14 protein-coding genes and 1 pseudogene are annotated in these 21,597 nt (G+C 38.1%); 12 read left to right on the top strand and 3 right to left on the bottom strand.

Annotation, left to right across the window (positions count from 1 at the left end):
* Positions 1–686 precede the first annotated feature (686 nt).
* The 5 genes from AC1RJ8_RS24615 (at position 687) to AC1RJ8_RS24595 (ending at position 4,923) form a co-directional block, all read left to right on the top strand.
* Positions 687–1,634, top strand: coding sequence for an outer membrane protein assembly factor BamD (locus tag AC1RJ8_RS24615; protein ID WP_492956085.1), 948 nt, complete (start codon positions 687–689; stop codon positions 1,632–1,634).
* 3 nt (positions 1,635–1,637) lie between these two features.
* Entirely contained in the window at positions 1,638–1,964 is a 327-nt protein-coding gene (locus tag AC1RJ8_RS24610; protein ID WP_025145617.1) for a DNA-directed RNA polymerase subunit omega, read from the top strand.
* A 78-nt stretch (positions 1,965–2,042) separates the two neighbouring features.
* Positions 2,043–3,239 (top strand): bifunctional phosphopantothenoylcysteine decarboxylase/phosphopantothenate--cysteine ligase CoaBC, encoded by a 1,197-nt coding sequence (coaBC, locus tag AC1RJ8_RS24605; protein WP_492956084.1) that lies wholly within the window; start codon positions 2,043–2,045, stop codon positions 3,237–3,239.
* Entirely contained in the window at positions 3,236–4,129 is an 894-nt protein-coding gene (gene porD, locus AC1RJ8_RS24600; RefSeq protein WP_492956083.1) for a type IX secretion system protein PorD, read from the top strand. Before coaBC ends, porD begins: the two co-directional genes overlap by 4 nt.
* 422 nt (positions 4,130–4,551) lie before the next feature.
* Entirely contained in the window at positions 4,552–4,923 is a 372-nt protein-coding gene (locus AC1RJ8_RS24595) for a BlaI/MecI/CopY family transcriptional regulator (RefSeq protein ID WP_057934613.1), read from the top strand.
* 2 nt (positions 4,924–4,925) lie between these two features.
* Here AC1RJ8_RS24595 and AC1RJ8_RS24590 read toward each other — a convergent pair.
* Positions 4,926–5,012 (bottom strand): annotated as a pseudogene (locus tag AC1RJ8_RS24590) (hypothetical protein); the annotation flags it as partial.
* Between the two features lie 6 nt (positions 5,013–5,018).
* Between AC1RJ8_RS24590 and AC1RJ8_RS24585 the strand changes: the two are divergent.
* The 6 genes from AC1RJ8_RS24585 to AC1RJ8_RS24560 all read left to right on the top strand — a co-directional run bounded on the left by AC1RJ8_RS24585 (position 5,019) and on the right by AC1RJ8_RS24560 (position 14,260).
* A complete protein-coding gene (locus AC1RJ8_RS24585; RefSeq protein ID WP_492956082.1) occupies positions 5,019–7,118 on the top strand; it encodes a M56 family metallopeptidase in 2,100 nt (699 codons plus the stop codon).
* Positions 7,119–7,217: 99 nt separating this feature from the next.
* Positions 7,218–8,870 carry a DNA repair protein RecN gene (gene recN / locus AC1RJ8_RS24580; protein ID WP_492956081.1) on the top strand — a complete coding sequence of 551 codons (1,653 nt, stop codon included), beginning with the start codon at positions 7,218–7,220 and terminating at the stop codon, positions 8,868–8,870.
* A gap of 234 nt (positions 8,871–9,104) precedes the next feature.
* Positions 9,105–10,343 carry a carboxypeptidase-like regulatory domain-containing protein gene (locus AC1RJ8_RS24575; RefSeq protein WP_492956080.1) on the top strand — a complete coding sequence of 413 codons (1,239 nt, stop codon included), beginning with the start codon at positions 9,105–9,107 and terminating at the stop codon, positions 10,341–10,343.
* A gap of 524 nt (positions 10,344–10,867) precedes the next feature.
* Positions 10,868–12,106: a carboxypeptidase-like regulatory domain-containing protein gene (locus AC1RJ8_RS24570; RefSeq protein ID WP_426325354.1), complete on the top strand. Its 1,239-nt coding sequence runs from the start codon at positions 10,868–10,870 to the stop codon at positions 12,104–12,106.
* Between the two features lie 99 nt (positions 12,107–12,205).
* Entirely contained in the window at positions 12,206–13,273 is a 1,068-nt protein-coding gene (locus tag AC1RJ8_RS24565; RefSeq protein WP_492956078.1) for a PA0069 family radical SAM protein, read from the top strand.
* A 114-nt stretch (positions 13,274–13,387) separates the two neighbouring features.
* A complete protein-coding gene (locus tag AC1RJ8_RS24560; RefSeq protein ID WP_492956077.1) occupies positions 13,388–14,260 on the top strand; it encodes an ATP-grasp domain-containing protein in 873 nt (290 codons plus the stop codon).
* 281 nt (positions 14,261–14,541) lie between these two features.
* Here AC1RJ8_RS24560 and AC1RJ8_RS24555 read toward each other — a convergent pair whose 3' ends face one another.
* Positions 14,542–17,094, bottom strand: coding sequence for an ATP-dependent Clp protease ATP-binding subunit (locus tag AC1RJ8_RS24555; RefSeq protein ID WP_492956076.1), 2,553 nt, complete (start codon positions 17,092–17,094; stop codon positions 14,542–14,544).
* Between the two features lie 546 nt (positions 17,095–17,640).
* Positions 17,641–18,138 (bottom strand): BLUF domain-containing protein, encoded by a 498-nt coding sequence (locus tag AC1RJ8_RS24550; protein ID WP_492956075.1) that lies wholly within the window; start codon positions 18,136–18,138, stop codon positions 17,641–17,643.
* 531 nt (positions 18,139–18,669) lie between these two features.
* Between AC1RJ8_RS24550 and AC1RJ8_RS24545 the strand changes: the two genes are divergently transcribed.
* Positions 18,670–21,594, top strand: coding sequence for a SusC/RagA family TonB-linked outer membrane protein (locus AC1RJ8_RS24545; RefSeq protein WP_492956074.1), 2,925 nt, complete (start codon positions 18,670–18,672; stop codon positions 21,592–21,594).
* Positions 21,595–21,597: the final 3 nt, after the last annotated feature.

Genomic DNA, 21,597 nt, shown 5'->3' with positions numbered 1-21,597 from the left:
ACTGCGTGGTTTTCAACAGGAAAAAGTTTTGCAGATAGCAAAACTTTTTGAAAGAATGCGTGTTTATAGCAGCCCCCCCTTCAGGCTTCCGGAGTTTTTCCTGCGCCCGGCCGTTTAAAATCCCGGAAGACCCTGCCACATAAACTCGATTGAAATGAAAAGCCCACAGCGCAGCGAGTACTTGAAATGAAAAGCGGGAACCAGCTTAGATAGTAGCACCGAACCTGCTTTTCACAAAAAAATACGCTTACATATAGTAGTAAGATAACCTGTGCAGCCTGAATAGACTTCCGAAGTCTTCCAACGCTATGCTTATTGAAACTTCGGAAGTCCCTGACCACCTAAACTCCACAGAAGTGGAAAATCCAATAGTGAGGAACGAACCAAGGCTTTTCAACAGATGGCGGGACAAACCTATATAGTAGTACTGAACCTGCCTTGCTAAAAAGATAAACTGTATTAATAGGCAAACCTCCGAAGTTATACCGAGCGCATTTAAACTTCAGTACAGATCTACTAAATACATACCTATATACAGTATAGAAACAAAAAGATAGCAAAAAAATCAGACTATGCTATATATATGTTAAAAATTGTTAACTGTTATATTGTACTGAATTGCTTTGCATAGCTTAGCGGCCAATTGTTTTTATTGATGTTATCGTATTATTAATTATCTTTGCAGAATGTTTAAAGTTAAACACTTAATTATTTTAGTATTTGTTGCCGCTTTGGGTATTGCGGGTTGTAAAAGTCGTTTCGAGAAATTGAGGGCGAGCAATGACGTTGCAAAAAAATACCAAGAGGCTCTTCGTTTGTATAATAAACGCGATTACAGTAAAGCATTGGTGCTTTTTGAGGATCTTTCTCAAAAATATAGGGGCCGTGCAGAAGCTGAGGATCTGAACTATTATTATGCTTATACTTTATATAGATTAAGTGATTACACAACTGCCAGATACCAGTTTAAAAGTTTTGCAGATACCTACCCAGCAAGTAAAAATGCCGAAGAAGCGAGATACATGGCTGCTTATTGTTTCTATTTAGAATCTCCAAATTTCTCTTTAGACCAGGAAAATACCTATAAGGCTATTGATGCACTACAATTATTCATCAACTTATACCCTACCAGCGATCGTGCTGCAGCCGCGGGCAAATATATTGCCACATTAAGGGGTAAATTAGAGGATAAAGCTTTCGAAAATGCCAAAATGTATTTAACTACCGGACCAAGCAATGTAGATAATTACAGAGCAGCGGTTATTGCCTTAAAAAATGCACAAAGAGATTACCCAGATATTAAATATGCTGAGGAAATGGATTTCTTGATGATTAAAGCGCAGTATTTATACGCAAAAAACAGTTATATCATCCGCCAGGAAGACCGCTATAATGAAGCACTTGCCTTATATACTGAGTTTACCGAAAACCATCCTGACAGTAAATACACCAAAGATGCAAAGGTACTTAAGGATGATGTAGAGGCTGGTATTGTGGCGACAAAACAAGAACTAGCATTATATGCTGCTGATCAGGAAAAATACAAGCAGATGTTGATTAAAACTGGTAAATTAAAGGATACCGTTTCTACAAAACCAACTAATGCTGATAACACGAATATTAAAAACAAGTAATACATGAATACTAACAAACCTGCTGTACCAAATACTACAGTAACCAGAAACGTACACGATTTAGATAAAACTACAGATAACTTATACGAATCTTTAGTGGTAATTGCTAAAAGAGCAAATCAGATTTCGAACAACGTTAAAGAAGAGTTACACGGTAAATTGGCAGAATTTGCTTCAAGCAACGATAATTTAGAAGAAATTTTCGAAAATCGCGAGCAGATTGAAATCAGTAAACATTACGAGCGCATGCCGAAGCCTGTTTTGGTTGCTATTGATGAATTTTTGAATGAGAAAATTTATCACAGAAATCCTGCTAAAGAACAAAAGTAACTGGCGTAGCGCATAGCGTTTAGGGCAAAGCGTTTAGCACTACGCTCTATGCTCCATGCCTTATGTACTCTGCGCATTATGCTAAAAAATAAAAATATAATCCTTGGCGTTTGCGGTAGCATCGCAGCATATAAGTCGGCTTTTTTAGTTCGGCTGCTCGTAAAAGCTGGCGCAAACGTAAAGGTTATTCTTACCCCTGATGGTGCTAATTTCATTACACCACTTACCCTTGCTACGCTTTCTAAAAACCCTGTTTATACGCAATACTTCGAAGAAGAAACTGGCGTATGGAGCAATCATGTTGAATTAGGCTTATGGGCCGATTTGATGATCATCGCACCAATAAGTGCCAACACGCTGGCCAAACTGGCAACAGGCATCTGCGATAATTTATTAACAGCTGTTTATCTTTCGGCCAAATGCCCTGTGTATGTTGCCCCGGCAATGGATCTGGACATGTGGAAGCATGAGACTACACAAACTAATATCGAAAAGATTATCGGCTTTGGCAATACGGTTATTGCACCTGCCAATGGCGAACTTGCCAGCGGACTTTGGGGTGAAGGCAGAATGGCAGAACCTGAAGAAATTGTTTCTTTTCTGGATGATACCATTAAAAGATCGATGCCTTTATTTGGCAAAAAGGTAATGGTTACTGCTGGTCCTACGTACGAGGCTATTGATCCGGTACGTTTTATTGGCAATCACTCATCAGGCAAAATGGGTTTCGCGCTTGCTGATGAACTGGCCAGCCTTGGAGCTGATGTTACATTAATTGCCGGACCAACTGCACAAAAATCTGATCAAACCTTAAAAAGGATTGATGTAGTAAGCGCCCAGGATATGTTCGATGCCTGTTCATCGGTATTTGCTGATACCGATATTACGGTAATGTGCGCCGCCGTGGCAGATTATCGTCCTAAACTGATTGCTGCTCAAAAAATCAAAAAGCAGGATAGCGGCCTGGTTTTGGAACTGGAAAAAACAACGGATATACTCGCTTTTTTAGGTAAAACGAAAAAAGAGCATCAGATTTTGGTTGGTTTTGCTTTAGAAACCAATGATGAAGAGAATTATGCTAAAGGCAAACTCGAGAAGAAAAATCTCGACCTCGTTGTTTTAAATTCTTTAAATGATAAGGGTGCAGGTTTTAAATCAGATACCAATAAAATTACTATTTTTAACAAAGCTTTAGAACGGACAGTATTTGAAATGAAATCGAAAACAGCTGTTGCTAAAGATATTTGTGCGGCCATTTTAAAAATTGCAAAATGATAAAAAAGATTGTTTGGATATTGTTATTGATTGGTTTCGGCAAACTACAGGCGCAGGAGTTAAATGCAAGGGTAACTTTGCTGGCTCCTCAGGTTTCGAACATCAGTAAGCCAACTTTAGATGCGCTGCAAAAAACAATCCGCGATTTTTTAAACAATAACAAGTTCAGCAACGAAAGTTATAAGCCTCAGGAACGGATTGAATGTAGTTTTGTGATTACCATCAATTCCTGGGATGGTGGTTCCGGATACATTGCTGAAGCGCAGATCCAAAGCAGCCGCCCTGTTTTTAACAGCTCTTACTATAGCACTTTGTTAAATATGAGTGATAAGAATTTCGATTTTAATTTCAATGATGGCGCTACAATCGACTTTTCTGATCAGAATTACATTTCCAATATCAGTGCCCTCCTCACCTACTACGCTTATACCATCATCGGAATAGATAAAGATAGTTTCAGCAAAATGGGTGGTACTCCTTTTTATAAAAAAGCACAGAACATCATTAACCTGGCGCAAGCTTCGGGCAATACCGGCTGGCGAGCAGCTGATGGTTTACGCAATCGTTTTTGGTTTAATGAAAATGTTTTGAACCCTATTTTTAGTGAGCTGCGCAATTTCATCTACAGCTACCATTTAAATGGCCTGGATCAGCTAACTGATAATGATAAGGGTTTAACACAGATTGTTGCTGCCCTACCTGCGCTGCAGCAAATGGATAAGCAGAAACTGGGTTCTATTTTCCCTAATGTTTATTTCGCATCAAAAGCTGAAGAAGTAACCAATGTACTTTCTAAACTAAATGGCCAGGAACGCATGAAAGCTTATAATATGTTGGCAGAAATCGATCCGGCGAATATTGGCAAATACGAAGGACTGAAGAAGAATTAGTTTTTTGGGTTAATTGGTTAATTGTTTAAATCAGTTAATCGTAAAATAACTTTCAGTCAACCAGCTTCAACAGTTAACACTTAAGTGTTTTTCTATTAGTGATAGTTCTTTTTGGAAAAGCAGTCTCAACATTTCAATTAAAGCCACTCCTGCTTTCGTTCATACGCCTGCAGGCCTTATCCACGGGCCGGTATCCACATCAATCAGGTTTAATAACACCAGTCAGTTTTTCATAGTGGGGATTTCCTTTCAAAAGCCAGATAAGCATGCAACATTTGGCTTTCTTATGCGTCCTATATCACAGTTAACCGGTTAACCAGTTTAATCAGTTAAGACAAAAGTTAAAAATTTGTTAAAATATTTTGATCTTACGAATATCTTCGTACATTTGAATACGAAATAATTCGTACAACTTGTAACATATGACTAATCATAACATCAAACCAACAGAAGGTGAAATGGAAATCCTCCAGGTGCTTTGGCAAAAGGGGAATGCAACGGTAAGAGAAGTTCATGAAGCATTGAATAAAAAAGACTCTGGTTATACCACTACCTTAAAACTGATGCAGATTCTGCACGAAAAAGGAATGGTAGAAAGAGATACCAATCAAAAAACGCATATCTATAAAGCGCTTGTTAGTCAGGATAAAACTGAAAAACAATTGGTAAACAAAATGATCGATAACGTATTTAACGGATCGGCAGCAAGATTGGTCATGCAAGCTTTGGGTAACCATACTGCAAGTGCAGATGAGATTGACGAAATCAAAAAGTATTTAGATAGCCTAAAGTAAGGTTAGCGTTGAAGGTTGAAAGGTGTAGGGTTTAGATCCCTAATAAACAGTAAAATTTTCGGATTGTCCCCGTATAAAAAATTAAAACCACCGTTATGGAAACTTTATTACAACAGTTCATCAAAGCATTTGGCTGGAGTATTTTAAACTCACTCTGGCAAAGCGCCATCATTTATGGCATCCTATTTATCGTAATGCTGAGCATTCCGAAACTGCCGGCAAAACATAAGCACAACTTTGCTTTTGGTGCCATCATTTTAATGTTTATTGGCTTTGGCTATAATTTCATTCATCAGTTAACTTTGAATGTAAATAATCAGGCTCCTGCAATCAATGCACAAAACATACAGGTTTACCAATACTTTAACAACCTGCCACCAAGTTTTAGCAGCAAGGCAGAACAATATTTCCCTGTTGTAGTCATATTCTATGTTATCGGTATCTTGCTTCAGTTATTCGTTATTATTAAAGGCTATGGTCAGCTTTCAAAACTGAAGAAAGAAAGTTTAAGTGCCATTCCAGATAGCTGGAAAGCCATTTTCGAGCAGGTAACGGCCCACCTTAAAATCAATAAAGTTATCCGGTTCCATTTATCTTCTATTGTTAATGTGCCTTTGGTTATCGGTTATTTAAAACCTGTGGTATTATTTCCATTGGCCCTGGTAAACCAGTTAGACAACGATCAGGTAGAAGCGATATTAATCCATGAGTTATCGCACATCAGAAGAAACGATTTCTTATTGAACCTGATTAAAACAGCCATAGAAACCTTATTGTTCTATAATCCATTTGTATGGATGGCAGGTAGATTTATACATATTGAGCGCGAGCATGCCTGCGATGATCTGGTATTAAAAATTACCGGAAAACCACTGAATTATGCCCATGCCCTACTTAAACTCGAACTATTAAAAGACAAAAACAGTCCGGCTTATGCATTAGCAGCAACAGGCAAGACCCAGAATTTGTATCAACGCATAAAAAGAATAACCAACATGAAAACTAATTATTTAAACGCCAAACAACAAATGGCAGCCTTAACTTTAGGAGTAGCCTGCTTGTTTTCCATTGCCTGGATCAATCCGACAGAAAAGAAAAAAGAAAATAAAAAAACGTCTAAAATTGAGGTTTTAAGCGTGATAGACCACCATGATGTAAAAACCCTTGTGTGCGCTGATACCACTAAAAAACGTAAAATTAAAATTGTAACCATTGATGCGGATGGTAAAAAAACCGAATATAACTCGGTAAAAGAAATGCCAGATAGCCTGAGAAAAGATTTTTACAGGGATGAGCTTTTTGCTGCTAAGAATATATACCGCATCCATGCCGACAGTTCTTTTAAATTCAGATTTAATGATTCACTGATACGCAACAAAATTTTCAAAGAGTACAATTCACCGGAAGCACAAGCCAAGTGGAAAAAATTTGGCGAAGACATGGCTAAACAATATAACTCACCAGAGGCACAGGCTAAATGGAAAAAATTCGGAGAAGATATTGCCAAACAATACAATTCACCGGAAGCCCAGGCTAAATGGAAGAAATTTGGAGAGGACATGCAAAAGAAAATGAATTCTCCTGAAGCCCAGGCAAAATGGAAAAAAATGGCTGAAGATATGAGCAAAGAATTCGGTTCACCAGAAGCACAAGCCAAATGGAAAAAAATGGGTGAAGATATGGCGGCTAAAATAAATACGCCAGAATTCAGAGCACAGATAGATAATATCAGGATACAGGCCCTGAAATCAGGAGAAATCGCAAGATTATCTGGCCTAAACATATTACGTTCCGATTCTTTGTTTAAAACTAAAGGTTATCAGCTTTCTCCGGATGGTGTAATTTTTAAATACAACGATAACTCGAACAGTAAGGTGCGACAAACTGAGGAGTACAAGAAATTGAAAGAAAAATTCGATAACGAAGTAAAAGAGCTGAAAGAGAAAATGGAGAAGAAAGAGAAAAAGGAAAAGGTAGAAAGTGGGCACAAAAGTTCACAGGTAACTCCGGCAGTAATGTTGTACAACAATCAGGATTTTACCAGCGCCGTTAAAGCCTTGAACACATTAAATGCTGTAGTAACCTATAAAAAATCTGATTTTACCAATGCCGATCAAATAGCGCTAAAAAGTTATGTTCAGGCAACCAACTTAAAAATTGCTGCAGATAATGCAATTAATATTTCGATAAAATAACAACACAAAAACCAAACAGATTATAACAGCGAAGATTATTCTTCGCTGTTTTTGTTTTGTATTCACCTGTTGAATAAATTTTGATATTTTTGCTTAGCTATGCTACAAAAACTTTCTATACGTAATTACGCATTAATTGACAGTCTCGATATCGAATTTGATAAAGGCTTAAATATTATAACAGGTGAAACTGGCGCTGGTAAATCCATCATTTTAGGGGCATTATCGCTAATTTTAGGCCAGCGCGCAGAAAGCAAATACTTTTTTAACCAGGATAAAAAATGTGTTATTGAAGGAAGTTTTGCATTGGCAGATGAAAACCTGAAAGAACTTTTTGAAGAAAATGATCTAGATTTCTCGAACGAAAGCATTTTGCGCAGAGAGATATCTATAGACGGTAAAACCAGGTCGTTTATTAACGATACACCGGTTAATTTATCAATTCTTAAACAAATTGGCGAAAAGCTGATCGACATCCACTCCCAGCATGCTACCCAAGAGATTAACGATACCGATTTTCAACTATTAATTGTCGATTCCTTAGCTAAGCACCAATCGCTATTGTTTAATTACCGCAGCGGGTTTAAAAAACTTAAACAAGATACCAACCTGTTGAAGAAATTGGTGAGCGAGGCCGACGAAGCAAGAAACAGGCAAGATTATGAGCAATTTCTGTTTAACGAGCTCGAACAGGCAAAATTAAAGGAGGGCGAACAACAGGAGCTGGAACAGGAGTTAGAACGTTTAACACATGCGGAAACCATAAAAAGAGCCTTACTCACCGCTTCCGGTTTAATTAACGAAAGTGAACCTTCTGCACTCCAGATTTTAAAAGAAGCTTCGTTACAACTACAGAGTATAGAAAAATTCGATCCGGCAATTAATGTGCTGTATGAACGTTTACGCTCATCGATTATCGAAATAAAAGATATTACCGATGAGGTTTCTGGCATTGAAGAAAATACCATACATAGTGCCGATCGTTTAGAGCTGGTAAATCAAAGACTGGATCTTTTCTATTCACTCCAGCAAAAACACCGGGTTGCCAATAATACCGAATTACTGGCACTTCAAAAACAATTGGAAGAGAACCTGAACAAACTCCTATCTTCTGATGAGCATATCGAAAAACTACAGAAAGAAATCGATCAACTTAAAAAAGAACTACATAAACAGGCCGATCAATTAAGTGCCAACCGCAAGAAAGCAATTAAAGTTGTAGAAGAACAAACCGGCATTACCTTGAAAAAAGTGGGGATGCTAAATGCCAAATTGCTTTTAAACCAAAAAGTACTGAACGAATTAAATAAAGATGGTTTAGATGAAATAAATCTCCTCTTTACCGCCAATGCCGGTCAGGCGCCTGCACCGGTCAATAAAGTGGCATCTGGTGGTGAGTTATCGCGACTGATGTTGGCCATAAAAGCTTTACTGGCCAAACACACTTCGTTACCGACCATTATTTTCGATGAAATTGATACCGGAATTTCTGGTGAAACCGCGTTAAAAGTTGGAGAAGTAATTTCCGATCTAGGACAGAACATGCAGGTAATTTCGATTACACATCTACCACAAATTGCGGCTAAAGGCATATCACATTATTTTGTTCATAAAAATGAAGACCGCGGAAAAACTACAACAGGCATCCGTAAACTTAAACAAGAAGAACGTATTGGTGTAATTGCTGAAATGTTAAGTGGGAAAAACCCAGGTTCGTCTGCCATGGAAAATGCGCGCGAGTTGCTAGCCTAATTCTTACATTACGTCATCTCGAGCGGAGTGCAACGTAGTCGAGAAATCTATCTAGGCAGATCTCTCCATTCCACTGCGTTTCAGTCGAGATGACGACTTTTCTTATGGATTTGTTAATGGTAGGGAAATGTTGTTGTGCTGTCAGATGTTCCTATCTGACAGCTAAAAAGAAAAGCACCAATAATTTTACATCAGGTATTAAACAAAACTAAATAATTAGTTTATATTTAGTCAATGAAATCTTTTATACTTCTACTTTCATTATTAATCGTCGGTAAATTTTGTTCTGCTCAACAAAGTTATATCCTTTCGGGCATGGTAAAAGATAAACATGGTGAGGCTTTACCCGGGGCTGGCGTATATGTAAGCGGTTATAAAATTGCAACAGTTTCTAACAATGATGGCACATACACACTACCGCTAAAACCTGGTAACTACGATATTTTAGTACAATTAATCGGCTATAAAGCTTTAAACAAAAATGTAGTAATTGCCGATAAAGCCGTAAAACTGGATCTTACCCTCGAAGAAAGTGTAACCCAACTGGCCGAAGTAACCATTAAACCCGATCCTAACAGGGAACATTATATTGCCATGTTTAAGGGGTATTTTATTGGTAACACCCCCAATGCAGAACAATGTAAACTCATCAATCCGAACGTACTGATTATCGATTACGATAAAGAGGAACATAAACTTACAGTTAAAACCACCCAATTTCTGATTATTGAAAACAAGGCGCTTGGATACCGCATTAAATACTTGCTGAACAATTTTGAATACGACAGCAAAACCAGGATCATTTATTATGAAGGTTTCCCCTATTACGAAGATTTAAAAGGATCTGCACGCCGGAAGAAAATTTGGGAGCAAAAGCGGATTACGGCTTATCTAGGCTCTCCACAGCACTTTTTTAGATCCATTTATCATCACCGCGCCACCGTAGAGGGGTTTATGATTAACAAACTGATTAGCATACCAAATCCGGATAAACCTGCCGACAGTATGATTAACGCCAACATTAAACGCTTAACAAAAGTACAGGATGGCTTAACACGCACGCTAACTTTTATGCCTGGAGATTCTTTGAGCTATTGGATAAAGAAGAAAAATCTTCCAAATGGGATTTCTATTCTAAGCCGTGCTCCGGTACTACAGGATACATTGGTACACATGAAGAATCAGAGTATTAAAAGCTTCAATTTTACTGATCAACTTTATGTTGTTTACACCAAAGAAAGGGAAGATCCTTCTTACGCCAACCGGATCGGCCTGTCTATTGCACGGCCATTAGATATGCCAGATTACCAGATTTCTACCATTACCTTACAAGTTGTTCCGGTATATTTTTATGAAAACGGATCTATTTACAACCCTCGTTCGATGATTTATTCAGGTTACTGGGGCTGGGAAAAAATTGCCGATAGCGTACCCATGGATTATTTGCCGCCAGCCAGTTTGGAGGGGAAATAACCTTTCATCCCCTTAAAGGAAGGGCGGTTATAGACCAAGTATTTCTTTATTGTTATTGAAAAGCAAATACAGTACTTTTTTGGCTTCGAAAGTACCGCCCTTCGTTACAAATCCTCGCCCTCATGCTTCGGGCTTTGGGTTTTTCACTTTGGTCGGGTTTAGTTGGCAGGGCCAATTATACTATTGAGGGTTTTGGAACCATGCAGCACCTACCTTTGTTAAATAAACCCGACAGAGCGGGTAGCCCGCATCACGATTTTTCATCGGGAGAGGACTACAAGCGATGGCGGGACTGCTCTAGCCATGAAAAACAGGCCTTTCGTTTCCAAACCCGAAAACATTTCCTAATATTCACCTGGCCTATTTTGAATAAATTCCGTTTTAAAGATCCTTCGCTCACTCAGGATGACAAATTTTATCAGGTCGCTCGCAGCCAGAAATAACGATTATTTGTAAATGTTAAATTTGTTAAAAATCTTTTGCGTTTTTAATAAATATTACGCCTTTTGGTTACATTCGTCTCTATGATTAAAAGCCTTTTAGTAGCCCTTACGCTAATCATGTTGGGTACTAATGCCATTGCTCAAAACACCTTCTCGATTAGTGGTTTGGTTAGGGATCAAAAAGATGGATTACCTGGTGCAAGTATCTATTTAAGTGGATATAAAATTGCTACAGTGGCTGATAACGACGGACGATTTAAATTATCAAACCTAAAACCTGGCAGTTATGATCTACTTGTTCAACTGGTTGGTTACCTCCCCTATTCTAAAAGTGTAATCATTTCCGATAAATCCGTGCAGGTAGAGCTGGTTTTGAAAGAAAATGTTGCGCAGCTGGAAGAAGTTGTAATTAGGGCCGATCCAAACCGTCAGAAATACATTAACCAGTTTAAAGATTTTTTTATTGGTAAAACCCCAAATGCCTTACAATGTAAGATATTAAATCCGCAGGTTTTAAATGTAGATTTCGACATTACTAAAAGCACCTTAACGGTTTCTACAACCGAGTTTCTGATTGTAGAGAATAAAGCTTTAGGTTATCGGCTAAAATATATGCTCGACCGTTTCGAGTATAATTCGAGAACACACATTATTTACTATTCCGGTCACCCGTTTTTTGAGGAATTAAAAGCATCGGCAGCTAAAAAGAAAAAGTATATCGCCGCCAGAGAGGTTGCATATTATGGTTCTTCGCAACATTTCTTCCGTTCGCTTTATGCCAACAAAACAAAAGAAGAAGGATTTATCATCAACAAGATGGTAAAAGTGCCTAACCCTAACCGCTATCCCGAATATTTAATTAATGCCAATTTAGAGAAAATTAAAGCCGTACCCGAAAAAACGGGCATCAGGCAGAATAAAGGTAAAATAGATACGGCCCTACTCGCCTTTTGGACCAAACAAAAAGAAATGCCCCGAACCATTGATAAATTTTCGAGAGCGGAGGTACTTACCGATACCCTGGTGCACTATTTTAACCAGAACTTAAAATACCTTAGTTATACAGATGCATTGCTGATTCAGTACACCAAGGAAAAAGAATCTCTGGCTTATTCTAACACCGGATTTTGGATCTTCAGGCCTTTGGATGTACCCGAAAATGAAATTTCTGTTGCCAACTTAACTGGCGAAGGCGTACGTTTCTATGAAAATGGTGGCATTTACGACTCCCGATCGCTCTTGTACGAAGGTTTCTGGGCTTACGAAAAAGTGGCAGATATGGTGCCGATGGATTATGTACCGCTACCGAAGAATAAGTAAAGAACGATGTGAGACGAAGGATTGACCTAAAACTAAAAATGTTGAAAAGTCATCCTTTTTAGAAACTAAAATTGCTAATATTTTTAGTAATTTTAGTTTATGATTGGCGAAGAAGAAAAACAATATTTTAAAGGACGGGGCGCTCAGGTTAATCCACACAACAAATTTCTAAAAGATGTTTACGTAAAGGAACATGATGAAGGCATAGACGATTGGGAAGAAAGCGATCGTAAAACCTCCTTTATTTTTGAAAATTCGAAAACCATTGTAAACAAAGTTGACAGCCCTGATGTGGGCATGGCTTATTCTTTAAACCCTTACCAGGGCTGCGAACATGGCTGTACTTATTGTTATGCCCGCAACTCGCATCAATATTGGGGTTATAGTGCTGGAATAGAGTTTGAGCGGAAAATAATTGTTAAAAAAGAGGCTCCAGCGCTATTTAAAAAGTTCTTAGAGAAAAAAGGCTGGGATGCCACTACCATTTCCCTTTCTGGCAATACCGATTGCTACCAACCTGCCGAAAGAAAGTTTAAACTCACCAGGCAGTTGCTCGAAATTGCATTGGCCTATAAGCAGCCCATTGGTATGATTACCAAAAATTCGCTTATTCTTCGCGATCGGGATATTCTGCAAGAAATGGCGAAGTTAAACCTCTGCATGGTTTATGTTTCAATTAATAGCTTAAACGAAGATTTACGGCAGGTAATGGAACCCCGAACCACAACTGCCAAGCAGCGGCTAAGGGTGGTAGAAGAATTGAGTAAAGATGGAATTCCTATGGGTGTTATGGTTGCCCCTCTTGTTCCGGGTTTAAGCGACCACGAAATTCCGAAAATTCTAAAAGCCGTAGCCAATGCTGGTGCTATAAAAGCCGGTTATACCGTAGTAAGGCTAAATGGAGCTATTGGGCAGATATTTGAAGATTGGCTGCGCAAAAACTTTCCTGATCGTTTTGATAAAGTTTGGCACATGATTCAAAGTTGTCATGGTGGCCATGTGAACGATAGCAGATTTGGCGATCGGATGCGCGGAGATGGCAATATTTCGCAAATGATAAGAGATAATTTCAGGTTGCACTGCCGCTTAAATGGCTTAAATGTAAAGGATATTATTTTAGACCATACTTTATTCAAAATTCCGAGTAACCAGGCAAGTCTGTTTTAAAAATTTGAGGAGAAAGCCCTCAGCGCTCAGGGCCGTGGTTTTATCATCACGGCCATCTCAAAGATTATTGGTCACGATTTGTAATCCACTATTATTAAACTTAGTTTTAGCTCCATGAACATTGCACTAGTAACCTACCTCGATAAAGGAGCTTATGATAGCACCACAGTTGAAAGCGAGGATGATAAACTCTTAAATTTCCTGAAAGAAAAAGGGCTCAACATTGAAAAAGTAATCTGGAATGATCCACAAATAAACTGGGAAAACTATTCGCTTGCCATTTTAAAATCGCCATGGGATTATTTCGACCTGATTGAAGAGTTTTACAGTTGGCTTGATTTGTTGGAAGCAAAAAATATAAAATTGCTTAACCCCATTGAGGTAGTAAGGTGGAACGCAAACAAACAGTATCTACAGGAAATTGAGGCTGCCGGATTAAAAATTACACCTAGTTTTTTCCTTCAAAATAAAGAAAGTGTAAATCTTGAGCATTTCTTTGAGAAATTTAATACCAATAAATTAATTGTAAAACCATGTGTGAGCGGTGGTGCAAAAAATACATTTAAAGTAACTACAGATAATGTGAACGAGGTTAATCAAAAATTAAATCTCCTTATTCAGGATGAAGATTTTATCATTCAGCCATTTCTGCCAGAGATTCTGGAAAACGGTGAATGGTCTTTCATTTTTTTTAACGGAGCGTATAGTCATTCGTTAATCAAACAGGCCAAGCCTGGCGATTTTAGGGTGCAGCCTGCGCATGGCGGATCTGTACATCCACAAAAACCGAGTGAAGAACTGATTGCTACAGCACAGCAATATGTTACGTTGTTTGCTAAAGACTGCCTTTATGCACGAGTTGATGGCACTATCGTTAATGGCGAATTTTTGTTGATGGAACTGGAATTGATAGAGCCTTTTCTGTTTTTGAATACAGAACCCGAAAATTATGAGCGGTATTATAAGGCGTTAGTAGAGTTGATTTAAAATAAAGATGGTCATTTCGAGCGAAGTGAAACAAAGCCGAAAATCTACAATAAATCTCTCCATTTCGCGGTGCTCGATCCGATAGCTATCGGATCGAGATGACGATCCTTTGCGTCTTGACATCACCAATTATTATGTTTTTATAAAGGTTGGCACTCCGTATGACGATCGCCCAGGATTGCATGCATCTTTTTCACACTCCAAAAACAAGTAAAAATTTAGCTCACATTAATTATTGTCTTAAACAAACAAACTCCCGATTTTCATCGGGAGTTTGTTATTTATTTACTTGAAGAATCTTCTTCTTGTTTTGGCTCTTCTTTTTTCTTTTCGCCTTTTTTGTGATTAATTGAAATCAGTTCGGTAGTTTTATCGTAATCAATTTCTAAAACATCACCTTCGGCCAGTTCGCCTTTAAGAATCTCTTCAGCAATTGGATCTTCTAAATATTTCTGAATTGCTCTTTTTAACGGACGAGCACCAAAATTACTATCAAAACCTTTATCTGCAATATATTCTTTAGCATTATCAGTTAATGCAATTTCATAACCAAGGGTATGCACGCGACCGAACAAAGCTTTTAACTCGATATCGATAATTCTGAAAATTTCGTCTTTACCTAAGCTATTGAATACCACTACATCATCAACACGGTTTAAGAACTCAGGAGCAAAAGCACGTTTTAATGCACTTTCAATTACACCACGACTGTGAGAATCGGCCTGGTTTGTTTTCGCTGTTGTAGAGAAACCAACACCTTGTCCAAAATCTTTGAGTTGACGGGCACCAATATTGGAAGTCATGATGATGATTGTATTTCTAAAATCAACTTTACGGCCTAAACTATCGGTTAACTGTCCTTCATCCAAAACCTGCAATAAGATATTGAATACATCCGGGTGAGCTTTTTCAATCTCATCCAATAAGATTACAGCATAAGGTTTTCTTCTTACTTTTTCAGTTAACTGTCCACCCTCTTCATAACCTACATATCCCGGAGGCGCACCCACTAAACGTGAAACCGCAAATTTCTCCATGTACTCACTCATGTCGATCTGAATCAAAGAATCATCACTATCGAACATGAAACGGGCCAGTTCTTTCGCCAGCTCTGTTTTACCTACACCTGTTGGACCTAAGAAAATAAATGAACCAATTGGTTTTTTAGGATCCTTTAATCCGGCTCTTGTACGCTGGATAGCTTTGGTCAATTTCTTGATCGCATCATCCTGACCAATAATTTTCTCGGCCACTTTATCGTACATATTCAACAGTTTTGCACTGTCTGTTTGTCCAACACGTTGTACTGGAATACCAGTCATCATCGAAACCACTTCGGCTACGTTATCTTCTGATACTTCGTAACGCTTAGTTTTGGTTTCAGCTTCCCACTCTGCCTTAGCTTTATCTAATTCTTCAATTAAATTTTTCTCGGTATCGCGCAGTTTCGCAGCTTCTTCATATTTCTGGCTACGCACAACCTTGTTTTTCTCTAATTTGATATCTTCAATTTTAGCTTCGATATCAATAATATTCTGCGGAACGTGGATATTGGTTAAGTGAACACGCGAACCGGCCTCGTCTAAAGCATCAATGGCTTTATCTGGCAAGAAACGATCAGAAATATAACGCGATGTTAAAGTAACACAAGCTAAAATAGCTTCGTCAGTATAAGTTACACCGTGGTGTTCTTCGTACTTATCTTTAATACGTGTTAAAATCTCAACAGTTTCATCCGGCGTAGCTGGCTCTACCATCACTTTTTGGAAACGACGGTCTAAAGCACCATCTTTTTCAATGTACTGACGGTATTCATCTAATGTTGTGGCGCCAATACATTGAATTTCTCCCCTTGCCAAAGCAGGTTTGAACATATTGGATGCATCTAATGAACCTGATGCACCACCAGCACCAACAATGGTATGAATCTCATCAATAAATAAAATTACATCAGTAGATTTTTCAAGCTCGTTCATCACGGCTTTCATACGTTCTTCGAACTGGCCACGGTATTTTGTACCGGCCACCAGCGATGCCAAATCTAACGTAACTACACGTTTGCCAAATAGCACACGCGAAACTTTACGTTGTACAATGCGTAAGGCCAGACCTTCTGCAATTGCCGACTTACCAACACCTGGTTCTCCAATTAAAATTGGATTGTTCTTTTTTCTGCGGGATAAAATCTGCGATACACGCTCAATTTCTTTCTCGCGGCCTACAATCGGGTCTAAACGACCTTCTTCTGCAGCTTTTGTTAAATCACGGCCGAAGTTATCCAAAACAGGGGTTTTAGATTTTATATCTGAAACCTTTTTAGGTGTACTAAAGCTTTCCTCTTCGCGATAATCGTCATCGCCTCCTGTAGAAGCACTGTTTGAGATATCATCTCTGAAACCATTTTTATTCACTTCAACCTCCTGTTTAAAAACATCGTAAGTAACACCATACTGCAATAAGATTTGTGAGGCGATGTTATCATCATCTCTCAAAACCGATAACAGCAAATGTTCGGTGCCAATTAAATCGCTTTTAAATATTTTGGCTTCTAAATAAGTGATTTTTAAAACTTTTTCGGCCTGTTTTGTTAATGGAATATTGCCTAAGTTTACTGTAACACTCGAAGTACCGCGAACGGCATCTTCAATTGAGCGGCGCAATTTACCGGTATCAACCCCTAACGATCGTAAAATTTTTATAGCCATGCCATCGCCTTCGCGGATGAGGCCCAATAATAAATGCTCGGTTCCGATGTAATCGTGCCCTAAGCGGAGCGCTTCCTCCCTACTAAAAGAGATTACATCTTTAACCTGTGGTGAAAATTTTGCTTCCATAATACCTTTCTTAACAGCTACGTCCCTAAACTATAAAATAACTTTATAAAAACGAACGTACTGTTTTCTTTATTTTATCAACAATTGCGCCATATGGGTGGATAAAGAGGCTTTTGAATGCCTGAGAACCCAAAATTCAATGTAAGATTATCGTTTCGATAAATATTATTTTATTTATATCTATCTACGTAATAAGTGTTCTAAAGGTTTTAAAGGGACATTTGCCAAAAACATCCAGTTAAAGATATTTTATTGTCGGTTTATTGTAAGGATTTTTTCGCCATCAATAACTGACAATTTGTATCTTTTTATTTAGGCAATTTACAAGTTTTGACAGAAAAACAAAAAGAACGTGACATCATTTAACAATTTCATCAGATAAAAGCTTACAGATTAACCCGATCAACTAACTATTATAACCTTAATACGAAGTTAACTGTAATTAGGTTGTTTTTGTTTTCTAACACTGTAGTTTATTGTAATCCATTTATCATAAATAATAAACCACTTTTTAATACAGAAACCAACTGCGGAACTTCAATAGTTTCAACCGTAAAGCGCTTCGACAAATTGCTGTTTATTATTTAAAGATAACTTCTGTAAAAACTGCAATGGAACATCGGCAACACCAAGCTTATCGCATTTTGCAACTACATCATTTAAATCGAAATGACCAGATAGCGATTGATAAAGTTCTCCATCAGTCTGCTCAATCCCTATACTCCAATCTGTAAAATAACGGTGCTCATATTTGCCAATTTGTAGTAAAACAACCGATTCATGGCGTTCGTCATTTACAATCTTGTTAAAAAGTCTGCGAATGATCCGTTCATCTCCTTCAAGCAATTGCATAAACCTCCCCTTACTCTTTGTAATCTGCAGGCCTCTTACATATAGTAATATTCCAGTAATGTTATTCCGATTATTAAAATCTCTGCACTGATTAAGCAAGGCTTTAAGTTCATCATTGTTAAACAAGCTGCTCTCTATGCTTGTATAAATTAAATAAAAAATGGGCTTTAAAACTTCAATCTTTAATTCCATGCGGTAATTAACGCTAAATTTTCCATTTTTTTAACAAAACAAGCCTATTACATGATATTTATTTACAACAATCCAAACAAAACAAGGCATAACCAATCAAATCTAACAAAAGACTACTAATAAACCTACCATTTACACCCACACACTAATAATCAGAGAAAACAACAAGCAGAAATCAATATTTTGTTTTAATCATTAAAGAAATTATTCTCTTCTCTTTTAAAATGCGCTATTAAATCATACAGACACAAACGTTTGCGCTTAATATTATCAACGGTCATAATTCTATAATCTCTCCCTCTTCCAAAAAAGGGTTAAATAATAAACATATCGCCTATTATATAAACATTTAAAGCAAACGTTTGCGCTGCATTAGTGATTTGATATTGACTTTTATGGTTATAGTTTAGTAATAATCATTTTACTAAAAAGTATATTATTAATGAACCTAAGAATAACTTTTAGCCCTCCTTAATCTGATTAATGTTGCTCAACTGATAACGAAACAATAACTAATCTAACCTAAAAAACATGAAGAGATTTCTTTTAATGATTTCCTTTATTGCGTGTATTTTCGTAGTAAAGGCACAAAACCGTACTGTTTCTGGTACGGTAACCGATGGTAAAAAACTCCCCCTTCCGGGAATTACCGTAACCGTTCTGGGCACAAAAACTGCTGTACAAACAGATGCAAACGGAAAATATACGATTAGCGCTGATAATGAGAGTACCCTGGAGTTTAAAGCCCTAGGTTTTACCACACAAACTATTAAAGTGGGCACAAATACTGCTGTAAATGTTTCCTTGGTAGATCAAACTACAGAATTGGATGCCGTAACCGTTGTAGGGTATACCACGAAGAAGAAATCAGAAATTTCGAGTGCAGTAACTACCGTGAGCGGCTCGCAGCTTAATGATGTAACTTCTGTAAACCTCGGCAACCTGCTACAGGGTAAAGCGCCTGGTGTAGTGGCGAGTTCTGCTTCTGGCGACCCTACTGCCGGCTCGAATGTAGTGGTACGTGGTGTAGGTAGCATTAATGCCGGTACCGGGCCACTAATCGTAGTTGATGGAAACATTGGTGGTACGTATAACCCGGCCGATGTGGATAACATTACCATATTGAGAGATGCCGCAGCCACTGGTTTATATGGATCGAGAGCTGCCAATGGCGTTATTATTGTAACCACCAAAAAAGGAAAAGCGGGAGAAACCAGATTTAGCCTAAACTCAACCATTGGTATTGCAAAGGCTACTACAGGTAACTTTAAGCTAATGGATGCTCAACAACTTTACGATTACCAAAAATCTTTCTTTACTACTCCGCCAGCTGCTTCGGTACTAAATACCAATACCGATTGGTGGGATGAGGCCTTTAGAACAGCAATGGTAAATAACCACACGTTAACTGCATCCGGAGGGAGTGAGAAAACTCAATTTTATATCTCAGGCAACTATTTTAAAGAAGAAGGAACTTTAATCAACAACGATAAAACACAATATAGTTTAAGGGCTAACCTTACCTCACAGTTGACTAAAAAATTAAAATTAACGGCTTTATTAAGCGGAATTGTAATCAATGATAATTATAACCCTGAAAGTGCTGTTTATCAGGCCTATTTAAATATGCCATACGATCCTGCTTATAATGCCGATGGCAGTCCAACTGACCCACGGAGTATTCCTTCCTGGAAAGGTAGAGACCGCTCTAACTTTTTGCAGGGCTTGCAATACAATTACTCAAAAGCAAGAAGCTATACCACAACGGGTGATATAAACCTGGATTATGACCTACTCAAAAACCTAACAGTTTCCAGTTATAACAGGGCCACCATTGCCAACGGCAAATCGAACAATTATTATGACAGAAGAAGTCAGAGTGGCGCAACAAACCTGGGAACAGTATCTTTAGGTAATACTTTCTCTACCACGCTTTTATCATCGAACAGAATTAAGTACAACGTAAATTTAGGCAACCATAGCCTGAGCGTTTTAGGTGTTGCGGAGATAGAAGGTTATAAATATGATGAAAGCGGAATTACTGCCAAAGGTTTGCCAGCCGGATTGGATGCCATAAATACAGCAACTGATATTACCAATAAACCCACTGGCAGATATGATCAGTATCAAAATATAAAATACCTTGCGCAGGCCGACTATAGCTATCAGGGCAAGTATTACTTAGTAGCTTCTGTAGTAAATGAATACTCTTCGCGATTTGGGAAAAACAATCCCGCCGCAACTTTTTATCAGGCAGGCGCATCATGGATTTTATCTAATGAAGATTTTTTAAAGAGCAATACCACACTTACCTTTCTAAAATTACGCGCCAGTTTTGGTACTACTGGTAATCAACGTTTTACCACAAACGATAGTCCTGATGGTTTTTATCAATCGTTAGGACTATATAATTTAAATGCCGCAGCTTCATACAATGGCCAAACAGGTGCCTTCCCTACCCAAATTGCCAACCCGGATTTGACCTGGGAAAAATCGAGAGCCTACAATTTAGGTCTAGATTTTGGATTATTTAAACGTATCGACATTACGATTGATGCCTATGACAAACGCAACTCTGATCTGCTATTCGCTGTGCCACTTCCTTCAACAGTGGGTTATGGAAGCATTAGAAGAAACATAGGTGCGGTAAGAAACAGAGGTATTGAACTCACTATCAGCTCTAAAAACATCCAGCAAAAAGACTTTAAATGGGAAACTAACTTTAATATGTCTTTTAACCGCAACAAAGTTATGGAGTTAAATCAAGGCTTATTGGTAGTGAACACCAGTACCCAGCCAATAGCTTTGGGCCACGATATGGATGAATGGTACATGCAAAAATGGGCAGGGGTGAATCCGGCTGATGGCAAACCACTTTGGGAAAAATTAGACGATCCTACCGGTGTAACGAGTACTTACAACCAGGCTACCAGACAATATACAGGCAAATCGTCAGCGCCAAAATTTAGTGGCGGATTAACCAATACATTGGAATATAAAAACTTTACCCTTTCTGCCTTTTTAAATTTTGTATATGGCAACTGGGTGTATAACGACAGCCGTTTCTATTTCGATAACGACGGCGTGTACGAAAGTTATAATCAACAGGTATTACCTAAAGGTTCGGTACGATGGACAACCCCTGGACAAACCGATGCAACCCATCCACAAGCTAAATTTGGTGGCAATCTTCAATCGCACCAAACCTCTACCCGCTTTTTAGAAGATGGAAGTTATTTAAGATTGAGAAATGTAACTGTAGGGTACAATTTACCTACCAACTGGTTAAAAAAGGCCTCAATAAATGCAGCACGTTTATATGTGAGCGGCGACAATTTATTTACGGCAACCGAGTTTTCGGGTGTAGATCCTGAAGTTGATCTTACTGGTGGTATATCGTCTTTCAGATATCCAACCAGTAGAAGATTTGTTTTTGGCGTTAACCTAACATTCTAATTA

It is taken from the genome of Pedobacter sp. GW822-FHT03F06 (assembly GCF_058801365.1).
This window is presented reverse-complemented; position numbering and strand designations above follow the sequence as displayed.

Bases quoted from the DNA above. Each gene is read 5' to 3' on its own strand.
- AC1RJ8_RS24615 (WP_492956085.1), top strand. From the start codon at position 687: ATGTTTAAAGTTAAACACTTAATTATTTTAGTATTTGTTGCCGCTTTG.
- AC1RJ8_RS24610 (WP_025145617.1), top strand. From the start codon at position 1,638: ATGAATACTAACAAACCTGCTGTACCAAATACTACAGTAACCAGAAAC.
- coaBC (WP_492956084.1), top strand. From the start codon at position 2,043: ATGCTAAAAAATAAAAATATAATCCTTGGCGTTTGCGGTAGCATCGCA.
- porD (WP_492956083.1), top strand. From the start codon at position 3,236: ATGATAAAAAAGATTGTTTGGATATTGTTATTGATTGGTTTCGGCAAA.
- AC1RJ8_RS24595 (WP_057934613.1), top strand. From the start codon at position 4,552: ATGACTAATCATAACATCAAACCAACAGAAGGTGAAATGGAAATCCTC.
- AC1RJ8_RS24585 (WP_492956082.1), top strand. From the start codon at position 5,019: ATGGAAACTTTATTACAACAGTTCATCAAAGCATTTGGCTGGAGTATT.
- recN (WP_492956081.1), top strand. From the start codon at position 7,218: ATGCTACAAAAACTTTCTATACGTAATTACGCATTAATTGACAGTCTC.
- AC1RJ8_RS24575 (WP_492956080.1), top strand. From the start codon at position 9,105: ATGAAATCTTTTATACTTCTACTTTCATTATTAATCGTCGGTAAATTT.
- AC1RJ8_RS24570 (WP_426325354.1), top strand. From the start codon at position 10,868: ATGATTAAAAGCCTTTTAGTAGCCCTTACGCTAATCATGTTGGGTACT.
- AC1RJ8_RS24565 (WP_492956078.1), top strand. From the start codon at position 12,206: ATGATTGGCGAAGAAGAAAAACAATATTTTAAAGGACGGGGCGCTCAG.
- AC1RJ8_RS24560 (WP_492956077.1), top strand. From the start codon at position 13,388: ATGAACATTGCACTAGTAACCTACCTCGATAAAGGAGCTTATGATAGC.
- AC1RJ8_RS24555 (WP_492956076.1), bottom strand. From the start codon at position 17,094: ATGGAAGCAAAATTTTCACCACAGGTTAAAGATGTAATCTCTTTTAGT.
- AC1RJ8_RS24550 (WP_492956075.1), bottom strand. From the start codon at position 18,138: ATGGAATTAAAGATTGAAGTTTTAAAGCCCATTTTTTATTTAATTTAT.
- AC1RJ8_RS24545 (WP_492956074.1), top strand. From the start codon at position 18,670: ATGAAGAGATTTCTTTTAATGATTTCCTTTATTGCGTGTATTTTCGTA.